Raw genomic sequence first — 13,292 nt, forward strand, 5'->3', positions numbered from 1 at the left:
ACCCCTGCCGGGGGCCTCTCCGATGGCTGGTTTATGCGCACCGGGTCTGCTTCTTCCGGGACCGGATCGCTCCCCGCCTCGCTCCACCACCCCGGCAGACGACCCGCAGCCTGTCCGCACTCACCCGGCCGTGAGGAAGCCCCCGGCAGGGAGCCACTTCGACACCGGTTCGATACCCGCAACGCCCCGCCGTCCCGGTGACCGAGACGACACGAAGCTCCGGCAGGTGCGGCACCGGCGCGCACAGGCCAGACGACACGGATGGCGTACCGGGAGACGTACCGGTGGACGCCTCAGGGAGACGAGATGCCAGACGTACGGGTGCACGGACCGAGAGACGAACTGCGACACCCCACCCGTGTGAGGCCGCCGGCAGGCAAGGTGCGTCAGCACCTTCGATCAGGCATCCGCCCTGGGGAGACGAGCAGAGGACCGAGCCGCTGCGCCGCGTGCCGTGCCCGCGGTGGACGAGATGGTGGACGAGCAGGACATCGTGACCGTGCGGGGGTGGAGCTGATGCAAGGAGAGGGTCGCGAAGCGACCCGGACCGGAGGTGTGGGGAAGAGCGCGCGAAGCGCGCGGTGTGCGGCGCCGGCGCGGAGCGCCAGGCGTGCCGCGTCGTTGTCGAGGTGGCTGAGGCGTGCGTGCGGGTCGCGTTCTCGAGATGGCCGGGTGAGGTGGGCTGCGGTGTCGAGGTGGTGGCGTCAGGAGGTCAGACGAGAAGGGCGTCTCATCGCGGTGGACGGAGTGGTGTCCGTGAAGGGGGACGGGGGAGGGAGCGCCAGCGACCGACCCTCTCTTCTAATCGGGCTGCCCTCTCATCTAATGGCCTCCACTCGTCAGATCGGTGTGGCCAGTTAGTCGTCAGGTTCGGCGACCGCCGGGCTCGCACGGGTCGTGCTCGCGGGGGTGAGGCTGGTGGTCGGCGAACGCCCTCGGGGTGGCGCGCGACCGCGCACCGGGGCGTCACTGTCGAAGGAGCACTCGTGCCCGGCGGGGAATGTTTCGCGGAGCCGATCAACGTCGACGACGTCAGGACTGATGGGGCGACGACGCGATGTTGTTCCAGGGCGTTCGAACAGTGTCCAGGAGTTCGCGGCTGCCTCGGGCGTGAACCGCGACGTGTACCGCACGCCGTCGAAGCCCGACTGATGGAGAGCGTCGGCCCAGGCATTCGTGACGTCCTAGCGGACGGTCGTGGTCAGCTCCCGCGTGATGCCGTGACGGACGGACGGCGGCCTTGCAGTGCACGTGGGCGTACCGCCGCGGCGCGGCAGGCACGATGGCGGAGACGGTGTATGCCGTGGGCAGGTCGGGCGTGACGGTCTGGTCGGCGGACAGGCGAGGGCCAAGGCTCTCACGCACGGCGGTCTCGACCTCGTCGACGAAGTGGCAGGTGCCGATGTCGCCGGTGTCGGGCAGATCGAAGCGGACGGCGCCCGCCATTGCCGTGCATCGGAGCCGTCGATTGTGGGGAAGCCTGTGAGGTCCTGGCCCGGCTGCGGTGAGTGCTGCAAGAGGTCGTTGCGGGACGTCACGACGCCAGCAGCGCGCCGACCTGGCGGGCGAGCGCGATGACGTCGTCGGCGTCGCCGTCGCGCAGTGCCTGGGCGGGGGAGCGGTCGCCGAGCTCGGGACGCGGTTTACGTACCCAGATGGCGTTGCCCCAGACGTCGGCGCGACGCGGGTCGAGGACGGCGAGGACACGGGCAAGGTTCGGCAGCGGGGTGCCGTCGGGGCCGTCGAACTGGAACGACGGGTAGAGGCGATGGCCCTCGGGCGTCGTCACGCAGAGCACGTCGCCTCGGCGGACTTGGCCGTCGATCGACTGGCGGCGGATGCTCTTCCAGCGTCCGAGGCTGGTGGTGTCGTAGAACGGGCCGAGCGCATCGTCGTAGACGTTCGCGCCGGGGACGCTGGCGAGCATCCGTCTGGCCATGGCATCGACTCCGCCGAGGACGTCTATGACGGGGCGGAGGTCCACGCCCTCGAGGTGGTCGCGGATGGCAGCGAGGAGCTCCTCACGCTCGGCGATTCCGGCAACGGGCGCGACCAGGTGCTCGGTGTCGCGGCGGGCCTCAGGGGCTGGGCCTCTCATCGTTCCTCCAACGTCGCTTGCATCAGTCAAAAATACGTCGGTAGGGCACAGTTGCGACAGCCTGCTCTGACCGCGAGTGCGTCCGCAGCCCCGGTGCTCACACCCACTTGCGCAACGTGAGTGACGACTGGACCCGTGGCATGCAGAAGGTGGGGGCGCGGCTCCTCGGACAGCTCGAGCTCGACAATAAGCTGCGCTAGGACGGCATCGGCCGGCACGACCCGCTGCCTCGATGCCGCGTGTTTAAGGGGTTTCGTTCACCTCGGAGAATTTCTAGGGTTGGGGCGAGCGCGGGGGACAAGGGGGCGCCGGTGCCGTTGGTGGCTGTGTGGGGCTGTGAGCGCGTAGAGGCGTGGCGGCTCGACGATGACTCGTGGGCATCGCTGCGTGCGACCTATCGGGAGCGGGGGCTCGTGATGGCCTGCGGTGAGCCAGGTGGCCCGGTCGAACGGGCGGGCACTCGGTACTTCCGGCACAAGGCTGCGTGCGACGTGCACGAGGGTGGCCCGGAGTCGCCGGAGCACCTGGCGACGAAGGCGCTCGTCGCCGACGTCGCCCGCGAGCACGGGTGGGACGCGATCGTCGAGGCGCCGGCGCCGGACCGGTCGTGGATCGCGGACGTGTTGGTGTCCCGACCGGGTGCTCGTTCGGTGGCAATCGAGGTGCAGTGGGCCTCGCAGGCGGCGGAAGAGTTCGCGGCGCGGACCGACCGGTACCAACGGTCCGAGGTCGACTGTGTGTGGCTGGTGGGGCCAAAGAACCGCGATCGCGGCCTGTACAACGTGCGCGGCATGGCGGAGGCGTTGGAGATGGAGATCCCGATGGGGTTCGCCCAGGCCCCCGAGTTCATGCCGATGCGCGATGCCTTGACCCGGTGGTTCCGCAGTGAAATCCGGCCGCGGTACGAAGCGGTCGTCGACGCCGTCGAGGTCGTCTCCGCGATGGCGAAGTGCCACAACGAGCGCTGCGGCGCATGGTTCTCGTTCTGGTGGCTCGGCGGGTTGCAGCTGCAGACGCGGTGCGGGCAGCTCGGGACGGTGTCGCTCGGCGCGAGGTACCCGACCTGGGCCACGGACCGCCCGGAATCGTTGTTCCAAGGCGAGGTGCGGGCGGCGATCGCCCGTAGCTCCTTGCCGACGGCGACGGAGTACCGAGCAGCGCACAGCCAGAAGTCCGACGTCAACTACGTGGCGCAGCACTGCCCGCGGTGCCGATGGCATCTCGGCGACGGGTTCATCGTCGCCAAGCGTAGGAACTGGACCTCGTACACGGTGCCGGTGGCGCCGGCGCGGGTGCCGCTCGACCGGCGTGTGACGGCTGTTCAGCACCTTTGCGTCGATACCGGCCACGGTCAATGCGCACCCGTGGATGCCGACGGGGTCGTCTTCCCGGCGGAGCGGAACGAATCGGGCGGGCTGGTGTCCTCTAACTCGTTCGGCACCTGGCCGGGGCCGATCGACGCGGACCCGCTGCCGGTTCGCTGAGCCGTCGGGGTGGTGCGTCGTCAGACGATGAGGGCTGCGGGAACAGTCGGGGGGGATTGTCCGTGCGTGCCGCCTGGAAACGATTAATGTCGGGCGGAGTGGCCGGACAGTTACATCGGTTGTTTAGGGTGGCCATCCCGGAACCGACACCGAATCGTGCCTGCAGTCGTATCTTCTCAATGGACCATCCGTGATGGACAGGTTTTGTGCGGATCTCGCCTGCCAGGATTGCGAGGGCTTCGGGTCATGCATGGGAGACACGCGGCGGAAGTGGGCGGACTCAGCGGCAGGTGAGTCGGCAGCGATGGTGGCCGGGCAGGTCCGTCACCTACGCCAGGATGAACGAGTGGATCTCACTGGCGTCAGTTTCGTGTCCCAGCTCGTCTTCGGCGTCGTTGGAGCCGTCACCGCCGTCATTGGGGTGGCTGTCGCTCTGAGCGTGGACGCCCGCGCTGCGTCTCTCATTGAAAAGCTCACTGCCTCGGTCGCAGCGATGCCTGCGGGCGAAGTCCGTGCAGCTCTCGTACGTCAGCGTGACGAGAAGGTGTGGGAGTGGCTGTCATTGAAGGATGCGCGGAACACCAGTGCTGCGCATGCAGTGTTCATCGCCATTGCAGTCACATACGTTCTCTTCTTCTCGTGGGGTGCCGCCCTGTGGGCCACTGCAGGCAGCGCCTTGTGGACCACTCCCGGCGCGGACTGGACGTGGGCTGTCTGGGGCGCGGCTTTGGTGTCCGCGGTCATCAGCATCGGGCTCTTGCGGAGAGCGAGGCGGAAACGTGTGGCTTGGGTGCATGACCAGATCCGGCGCAGCGACCAACCGTCGTCTAGCGATGAGCTCAGGGCCCTCTTCGCCGACTGAAACGGCCCAGGGGGTGGGGCCGGCGCTGCCCTGGGTTTAGGACCGGATGGCGGACGGCCCGTCATCGGTCGGGGGTGCATTCTTTTACGGCTTGATTGTCTTGCAGTGTGCGGGCCAGGCCTCTTCGACGTGCTGGTCAGGCCTGCTGGTGACCTTCCGGGCTTCGCTGCTGTAGGACAGCTTGCCGATGGTCGCACGGGTGAGGATGGGACACCGCAGATGCGGACTTGCCCCTCGATGCGCTTGGCGGCTCCTTTGTCTAGAAGCGATTTAAACGTCGGGAGGCGGAGGTCCTTCTGATCAGGACCGGACGAGCACGGGCTCCGTGTGTGTGGCTTCCTTTCTTGTTTGGCGAAGGTCGCCCGGTAATAGTCAGCAAGGTGTTCCGTTCCTCCGGGCTCGTCTTTCGGTCGATCGGGCTGTGCTCGACCTTCGGTAGTGGTGATAAACGGGGAAGTCACTGGCAAAACGCCACGGCCTGAAGTGACGCAAGGACGTGAGTGCAGCCGGCTGGCCTGATAGCCGGTTCCTCTGATGCCTGCCTTTCGAAGCTGCGCAGGCTTCATCCGCCGTTCCGTGTCCGGAGCCGACAGCTGGATCTGAAGAAAGACCAGACCAAGTGGCTTTTCTGGGCAGTCTGATCCGAGATCCACGACCTCGTGGCTGGTGGTTAGACAGCCTGAGAGGAGAACGGGCGAAAGGAGACAGTGAGTGCGGCCCTAGAAGAAGAAAAAGAAATTGGATCTTGGATCTCTTCTCTCTCTATGCCCCTCTAGCCCCTAGTTTCCGGGGGAGTAGGCCGATCCAGAGCCTGGATCAGCCGGGATCACACGGGTCGTAGACGCCCTCAGGAAACGCTCGTCGTCAGTCGTCACCGCGCGAAGTCCCAGCCGTCCCGTTCGGTTGCGCACAGAACAGGTATGACCCACACCACGAACCCTGTCTCCGCACTCCACGTGCAGCCCTCCCAGCCGTCCTCTGACTCCTCGCACAGAGGAGACATGACCTCCAACTCAGCCCCCTCGCCCCTCACCCCCTGGACCCGCGACGACTACGCGCCCCACGTCTACTACAGCGGCGCGTACAAGCTCGCCGACAGCGGCGTCTCACCGCTCGTCGCCGCCGCCCGCGGCTACCTGCACCTCGACGCCGGGGAGGTCGCTGACTTCGCCAGCAAGAACGGCCTCGGGAACGCCAACAGCAAGCTGACGTCTCAGGTCAGGGCAGCCGCCAAGCGCAACGGAACCCTCGTTCTGCCTTGGTTCCGGGCCGACGTCGCCGTCCAGGAGTCCGGCGATGGCCGCCGACCGGCCCCGACCACGCTGCAGCTGCGCCCGGCGAGCCCCAGGGAGAACCCCAAGACCGGCAAGCTCGTCAAGTACGAGAACCTCACCGGCAGTGAGTCCGTCATCGACGCCCACCCCTCGACCCCGCGAGAGTGGTTCACCAACGCCCGGCGTGTGCTCATCACGGAGGGAATCCTGAAGGGGGACGCCGCTCTCACCGCCCTGCTCCGCGCCAACGGCATCACCGACGACCAGCTGCACATCGCCCGCAACCAGGGCGGCGACGCCGCCTACGTTGCCCTCCGCGAGCTCATGCTCACCGTCCCCGAGTGCAACCGGGTGCTCATCCTCTCCTTCGTCGGGGTGGCCAACTGGAAGCACAACGACGTCTGGGTGAGCCTCAGCCTGAAGAACCGGACGATGCTCCTCGCCTTCGACGGAGACCTCGCCACCAACTGGAACGTGTGGAACCAGGCCAACCAGCTCTGGGGGTACGCCCGCAACGAGGGCGCCGAAGTCGCCCTGCTGAACCTCAACAACACCCCCGGTCGTCCGGCCGAGGACCTCGAGAGGCTCGAGCTGGGAAAGGTCGGTCTCGACGACTTCCTCACCCAGCACGGCAACTGGGACGACGTCCTGGCCACCATCGAGACTGACCTCCCCGACGCTCCGCCGAGGCCCCAGGGTGACGTCAAGGTCGGGACGTGGGCTGTCGCAGAGGACGGCACCACCGTGCAGGAGTTCGTCGCCGGGCGGGAGGGCTTGCTGGGCGAGGAGTCGCTCAACAGGTGGCTTCTTCGCAGCAACATCGGGGGGCGCGTCGAGGCGTACGTCACGCGGCGTCCTCCGATGGAGGAGGAGGTCGAGACCGGCATCTTCGGCCGCGGGTATGTCAAGGAGGACAGCCCTCGCGTGGAGAGCGTCCGCATCCGGCTGGCCTGGCTCGACGACGACGGCGACACGGTCGAGGCAACGGTCACTGGACCCCCGGAAATACTCGAGAACCCGCCGTCCGAGTGGAGCAAGAAGGGAGCGGACGTCCCTGAAGACGTGCTCCTGCACCCGGAGTGGCCGCCCCGAAAGGGACAGGACTGGCTGCAAGCAGTCAAGAGCAACAAGACCATCCCGGTTCGACGCGAGACCGCGTGGTCGAGCATGGGATGGGTCCCAGTCGACGGGTCTCCGGTCTGCGCGTTCATCTCCGGCCGCACGGTCATCGCCAGCACGACCGCCGGGGCCAAAGCGACGCTGCCTGGCGTCACGGAGGAGATGCTGCCCGGCGCCGCAAACTTCAGCCTCCCGCCCCTCCGAGGAGCTGTGCTCTCCGAAGAGTGGAAGGCCCAGGTCCGCAGCGACCTCCACGACCTGTACGAGCACTACATCACGCTCGGCCCTTGGACCGACCCCAACATCGCAGCCGCCGTCCTTGCCGCCGGCCTCCGCCCGTCGGTCCCTATGAGGAGCACCACCGTCCTCTACGTCCAGGGCCCTCCCGGCGGGGGCAAGAGCTGGACGGTGTCCCACGTCCTGTCGTTCCACCAGGCGCGGAAGACCTGGACGAACAAGTCCCTCCCGGGCTCCATGAAAGACACCGCGACCAGCACGGAGCAGGCTCTCGCGCAGAGCAACGTCTGGGTGATGGACGACCTCGCACCCTCCGCCGACCGCCGGCAGAGCGAGTCGGAGCAGGCCAAGCTCGGCGACACCATCCGAAACATCCACAACAAGTCATCGAGGCGCCGCTCCGGCTCGGACCTCAAGGCCCGCGAGGTCTTCACCCCAAGGGCACTCCTCATCGTGACCGCGGAGAACGAGCACACCATCAACTCCGTCCGCGACCGCACGGTCATCCTCGACATCGGTAAGGAGAGCTTGAACAGCCCGGTCATCGACGCTTTCGACCACTTCCGGGACAACAGCCGTGCCCCCGGACGCATCATGCACGCCTCCGTCCAGGCCATGCAGCACCTCGCCGTGCTGAACGGCTGGGACGTGATGATGCGCGAGCTCGAGGTCTTGTCGCACAGGTTCTCGGAGACCGCAAAGACAGTCATCGACTCGGGCGAGAACCCTGCGAAGTCTCCCGCTCGTCACGCGCAGATGGCGGTCGACCTCATGCTCGGCCTGGCTCCCATCCACATCCTCTGCGAGATGGTCGGCTACACCCCGTTCCTCGACCTCTTCAACGCCGACAACGGCACGACCCTCCCCGAACGTGTCGCCACCGTCCTCAAGGAGGCCTACGCCTCCCAGGCCAACACCACACCGGCACGTGCGCTGCTTCGCGCCATCCGGTCCGACCTCGCCGCAGGGCGCGCGTACATCGCAGGCTCTCATGGTCTCGGCGATGCGCCGGTCCCCTCGGCGGGCACGGGGGTCAACGTGAACGCGAACGCGCAGCTGGGATGGTTCGTGGACAAGAACGGTGAGTTCGTGACGCGACCCGGGGCCGTCCCCATCGGGCACCTCATCCGTCGCCCCAAGGGTGACACCCTCGACGTCGTCATGTTCAACCGGACGCTCGCGTTCGAGACGGCACAGAGGCACAACTCGAAGCTGCTGCCGGCCGGGCAGGAGGCCCGCAGCACGTGGCGCAACCTCAAGGACGAGGGACTGCTCCACGAGCACTACGCCAACCAGGGCACCAAGGAGAACCGCGCCGACTTCGTCTACCGGCTGTCTGGGCAGAAGGGTCAGACGCGGGGCGTGCCCGTGAGCCTCGACGTGCTCCTGGGCGACATGACCGCCTGACACTGATGCGTGGTTGGGGCATCGCTTCACTGCAGGTGATGCCCCAGAGATGCGGCGTGAGGGACCGGGTAAGGGGTGACCTCGACCGAAACCGGCCCCTGGAGTCTTCAAGGCACTGCGATGTGCGCGTGCCGCCTCTTGCTCGACGTGACGCGACCAAAGTCTCCCTAGTCCTGGGGCGCGACTAGAAGCCCCCCAGCTCTGCCGGGGCGTCCGAGAGTCTCAGGAGTGGGGCGCGACCTAGCGCCCCACTTCGCGCGACCGGACGCCCCAGGGGGTGGCGCGACCAAAGTCCCCTCTGGTTCTGGGGACGCGACCGGACGCCCCAGGGGGTGGCGCGACCAAAGTCCCCCTAGCGGGACCGATCGTTCCGCCGCAGGCGTGCAACAGAGGAGCCCAGCAGGGGGCTGCCGCACGACGTATTGAGGGCGAGCGACCCCGGCATGGCCACGGCCTAACGCCCGCTGCTTCGCTTCCGCAGGCCGGAGCGCGACTAGCGGTATGAGGCGTCCGTATGCCATAGCGCCCGGAAGGATCACTTGCCGCACACGTAGGAGCCATGACCAATCACGAGCAGCCCAGGAGCACCAACGGACGCTACGACGGACACACCCCGACCCCGCCGGAAGTTCGTCTGGGGCGGACCCAACCGGATGACTACGCTGGCCCCAGAACACACCGTTCCTACGACGCGTACCGGCGGGCAGCGGACGGCGGGCCTGGCGTCTTTGAGGCCTTGGCCGACGCAACCAGCATCTTCGTGTGGCAAGAGGCGTAAGCGTGTGAAACCAACGACGTCCGAGAACATCGGCTGCGAGGGCAACCGTCAGCAACCAGGGGGAGCACATGGGCAGTGCAGCCATGCAAGATGGGCAGCACCGCGTGCGCGGCCTCGGTGCAAGCGGCGACGGCGCAGTCGTATGGGGCATGGACACCATGTGGGTGGCGCCGGGGTGGCGTCTACAGACAGTCAACGTCGGTTTCAAGGGCGGGGCGCCCCTCGGTAGCCTCACCTACGTGGAGGAGGCGAGTAGTAGGCGCATCGACGTGGCTGTTCGTTGGGATCACGTTCACGACCAGCTGCAGTGTTCAGTCATTGACCGTGCAACGGCGCAAAGCGAGCGGAACATCCTTGAGCGCGACGCACGGGCGCGTATCGGAGCCCTCCTACGCGTCAGTGCCGAACTGGGGTGGCGATTCGCGTCAAGCGAGATGTCCCGCACCGACATCTTCGAAGCCGCGGGGCTTTTGCCGGCTTCTGTCCCAGTCTCTCGAACGGCACCCGAATCCGCTGGGTAGGTCGAAGACATTGCCGAGCCGACGCCCGGTACGTGCTGCTGTAGACCGCACCTCTTCGCTGAGGAACATGCGCATATCTGCGCACTGGGCTGGCCAGTCGCCACCTCAGGCTTGGCATCGGGGCCGCGCGGCTTGACGCCGCCCGCGTATATCGCGACAAGCGGTTCGGCAGACGGTGCGCCAGCCGGGGTGACCATCCCAAAGCGCATTTCAAGCCCTCGTGGACGAGGAGCGGAGTCTGGTTGCCGCCGATGCACTGAGCCCACCGGTGCGTGATGCTCATCTCGATGGGTTCCACAAGGACGAAGTCGGAACGCGCCGAACCGACCCAGTCGACGAGGCTCCGTAATGTGGCCTAAGACTCGATGCCCCTCGGGGCGGGCAGTTGCCACAACATCTGTGTCTCGATTGGTTGGGACAAAGCGACGAGCACCTCCTGCAGTGGCGGAGTGAGGCTCTCAGTCCGCATCTCGACTCATGCGCGCATCAGCACTCGTCGACGACGGCGCAACCCCGAGCGTCCCCATCGCCGAGTACATCCCCGACACGCTAATCGAGGGGGCGGACGGCGCCCATCGGTGACACCGCCCATGTGCCAACGCCAATGACCGGGACGGGCTTCGCAGAGTCCCTTCCGACACCGAGGCCCTGGCTGACAGCCTCCTGACCTCGCCGCGGGGCCGCACGAAGGAGGCCCTGCTCGAGCATGAGCGCCGTTGGCTTCCCGCAGCCCGAGACGTCGTCGAGTTCGGTTAGAAGCTCAGCCGCAGCTTCGCCAGCTGAGAGACGCAGGTATAGGTCTGACGTCGGAGAGGCGACATGCGTCGGAGGCCGCGGTGTCGCCGAGTTGAGAGTCGGTCGCCTCCTGAGGTGATACGTGCTGCTCCGCGCTAATCCTGGTCGCTCTGCCCCCGGTCCCTGCCGAACCATGGCTCTCCATCGAAATCAGCGTCCAGCAGGCCGTGGGCGTCCATGGTGATGAGGTTGGGACCCGGCAGTTCCGCTGGGACGAACCGCTGGTCGTCAGGATGACGGTAGATGTACTCCCGGGCGTTGTGCGCCGTGTGCTCGTTGAATAGCCGTTCCACTGCGGTCGTCCCTACCTGGACCGCATCCAGTTGACCACCCACGACGCGGTCACGGACCTGCTGGATTCCTGGGTCGCCGTCCTCGAAACGTTCCAGGAGAACGAGGGGATCGCTCATGATTAGGCCGAGCTTACGAGTCAGGGGTACCGAGATGGCCGACGCATTGGCGAAGCCGACGCCCATCCAGGGTTCGGCGTCGTCCCTGCCTCGAATGAGGCTGACCGGAGCGTCACAGGTGATGAGGGAACGTCTGTCGAACTGGTGCAGCGACCACGGCCGCGTCACGAGGTAGACGGTCAGCTCTTCCGCTGTCTCGACCATGTGCCTTATGTGATCGCCAACCGCGATCGTCAGCGGCGGACCTCCAGGTTGCGTGGCTTCATCCCAGATGCGCTGCTGCTGATCTTCGTCTGCGTCGAAGCCGAAGTAGCCCTGGATCCACTTCCCGACGTTCTGACGGCCGCCGGCGCCGACTTCGAGTCGGATCATCTTCGCCTGGAGGTGTTCGATCGTTCTACGAGTGTCAGGTCCTCGGACAGCCTGAAGCGCCAGGTAGTGGGAGAGCGTCATCCGGTCTTCCTGCGGCAGTGGGAACTCGCCGCCTTCGATGCGGCGGATGATCGCGCTTGCCTCGCCTTCGACGGAGCTTAGGAATTTCTCGAAACCGTCGGGCTCCTCTACGCCCGGGATGGTGTGGAAGTGCGTTTGCGCGCCGACATTCTTCACCACAGTGGTGAAGGGCGAACGTGTTGTGTCGAGGGGAACGGCGACGATGCGCTCCTTCTCGGTCGCAAAGCCTCTCAAGTAGGCTTGCGGCACGAAGTGGTGCAACTTCGCCACCGGGGTCATGGCTGGGATTCTACGACGCGGCGCGTCTATAGCCGAGCCACTCGGCTTGGCGTTGCCAGCGGCTGTGAAAGCCGCGAGTTCGCCCCGCTCACCCTTTTGCTCGTCTTAAATGGCTCCACTCTGTTGCATCTCGATGGTTCTCAGTGGCAGAAGCCGATCGACTGCGCTGGGGTCGTCCCGCTTTGTAGGCGCGACTTCAGCCTCAACACGGGTCGAGCAACCATCTGACCACGGATCAGAAGGTTGGGGGTTCGAGTCCCTCCAGGCGCACGAGCACAAGGCGGTCCACTGCGTGGGCCGCCTTTTTCGTGCGCCCTCCGGGACTCGAACCCCCGAGCGGCCCGGCGGCGCTGGCGCGCCGCCCCCGTCCAGGCGCACGCGACTCGAAAGCCCCTGCCCTACACGGCAGGGGCTTTTCTCGTCTTCGGTGCTTGTCTGGCCGCCTCCGGCGGCGTGCGCCTTCGGCGCGAACTCGAAAGCCCCTGCCCTACACGGCAGGGGCTTTTCTCGTCTTCGGTGCTTGTTCGGCCGCCTCCGGCGGCGTGCGCCTTCGGCGCGAACCGAACGACGAGGCTCGGCGCTTCGCGCCGCGCCCGTCACCACTCCTGCCCACGTTCGTCCGTCGAGTGGGCAGAAGATGTCCTTCATCCCGACGGGAAGGGCATCTTCTGCCCACTCGGCCGGCGACGCCAGCAGACGCCCCGGGTCAGGGGGACGAGGCGAGGGAGGCGAGCTCGGTGCGGCTGCGGGCCCCGAGCTTGCGCAACAGGTTCGAGACGTGGAACTTCACCGTGTTGTCGCTGATGCCGAGCGCTGCCGCGATGTCGCGGTTCCGGTCACCGGCCGCCACGCGGTGCAGCACCTCGCGCTCGCGCTCGCTCAGAGCCCCGACCAGCTCCCACGGTTCGTTCGACGGCGGCGGGTCGAGCGGCAGGCGCACCGTCAGCTCCGAGCCCCACCCCACCGTCGACGCCACCGTCAGCTCGCCCCCGACCCCCGAGACCTGCTCCGTGATCGGCCGCAGGGCGTCGTCGTGTGCCGTCAACTCGCCCGCTCCGTCGTCCCGGATCGCGATCAGCAGGTTCAGGCCGTCGCAGTCCCACTGGATGCGCACCCGACGCGCGTCACCCGCGTCGACGAAGGTGAGCACGGCGTTCCGGACGACGGCCCGGGCCACGTGCGCCACGTCGCCCGGCAGGGCCCGACCCGTCGCCGGCGGCTCGACGAACTGGACGTCCAGGTCGCCGAAGCGCACGAGCGGACGCAGATCGGACCGGAGGCGCGCGAAGGCGCCGACGACCGGCTCGAGGGTCGTGCCCCGGTCGCGGTCGGAGCCGGTCCTCAGGGCGACCAGGGCCCCCGCCGCGACGTCGATGGCCTCGGCCCGCGCCGCCCGGTCGTCGAGGCGTCGCGAGCGCAGGGCGGCCAGCACGGACTCGAGCGTCATCGCGTGCCGGTCCACCAGGTCGGCTGTCGCCCGAGCGTGCTCGGACGCCAGCGTCCGGGCGAGGGCGTCGGAACCGGCTCGGGTGGGGCCGTCGTGCGAGGTGTGGCTCATGGGCCCACCCTAGGCGT

Annotated in this window: 6 protein-coding genes; 3 read left to right on the top strand and 3 right to left on the bottom strand. The window is 67.2% G+C overall.

What is annotated here, in order from left to right:
- Positions 1-1,534 precede the first annotated feature (1,534 nt).
- Positions 1,535-2,098 carry a hypothetical protein gene (locus tag ASE87_RS08135; protein WP_157489748.1) on the bottom strand — a complete coding sequence of 188 codons (564 nt, stop codon included), beginning with the start codon at positions 2,096-2,098 and terminating at the stop codon, positions 1,535-1,537.
- A 311-nt stretch (positions 2,099-2,409) separates the two neighbouring features.
- Between ASE87_RS08135 and ASE87_RS08140 the strand changes: the two genes are divergently transcribed.
- The 3 genes from ASE87_RS08140 (at position 2,410) to ASE87_RS08150 (ending at position 8,481) form a co-directional block, all read left to right on the top strand.
- A complete protein-coding gene (locus ASE87_RS08140; RefSeq protein ID WP_157489750.1) occupies positions 2,410-3,582 on the top strand; it encodes a competence protein CoiA in 1,173 nt (390 codons plus the stop codon).
- A 346-nt stretch (positions 3,583-3,928) separates the two neighbouring features.
- The gene (locus tag ASE87_RS08145; protein ID WP_157489752.1) at positions 3,929-4,444 is read left to right on the top strand and encodes a hypothetical protein; all 516 of its coding nucleotides are present in this window, start codon (positions 3,929-3,931) and stop codon (positions 4,442-4,444) included.
- A gap of 1,001 nt (positions 4,445-5,445) precedes the next feature.
- Positions 5,446-8,481, top strand: a complete 3,036-nt coding sequence (locus ASE87_RS08150; RefSeq protein ID WP_056227501.1) for a hypothetical protein — start codon at positions 5,446-5,448, stop codon at positions 8,479-8,481.
- Positions 8,482-10,670: 2,189 nt separating this feature from the next.
- Here ASE87_RS08150 and ASE87_RS08155 read toward each other — a convergent pair.
- Both ASE87_RS08155 and ASE87_RS08165 read right to left on the bottom strand, forming a co-directional pair.
- Entirely contained in the window at positions 10,671-11,717 is a 1,047-nt protein-coding gene (locus ASE87_RS08155; RefSeq protein WP_056227503.1) for a DUF4238 domain-containing protein, read from the bottom strand.
- A gap of 706 nt (positions 11,718-12,423) precedes the next feature.
- A complete protein-coding gene (locus ASE87_RS08165) occupies positions 12,424-13,275 on the bottom strand; it encodes a LuxR C-terminal-related transcriptional regulator (protein ID WP_056227504.1) in 852 nt (283 codons plus the stop codon).
- Positions 13,276-13,292 lie beyond the last annotated feature (17 nt).

It is taken from the genome of Frigoribacterium sp. Leaf44 (genome assembly GCF_001421865.1).
GTDB lineage: Bacteria > Actinomycetota > Actinomycetes > Actinomycetales > Microbacteriaceae > Frigoribacterium.

Coding starts and splice junctions, on each gene's coding strand:
- ASE87_RS08135 (WP_157489748.1), bottom strand. CDS start 2,098: ATGAGAGGCCCAGCCCCTGAGGCCCGCCGCGACACCGAGCACCTGGTC.
- ASE87_RS08150 (WP_056227501.1), top strand. CDS start 5,446: ATGACCTCCAACTCAGCCCCCTCGCCCCTCACCCCCTGGACCCGCGAC.
- ASE87_RS08155 (WP_056227503.1), bottom strand. CDS start 11,717: ATGACCCCGGTGGCGAAGTTGCACCACTTCGTGCCGCAAGCCTACTTG.
- ASE87_RS08165 (WP_056227504.1), bottom strand. CDS start 13,275: ATGAGCCACACCTCGCACGACGGCCCCACCCGAGCCGGTTCCGACGCC.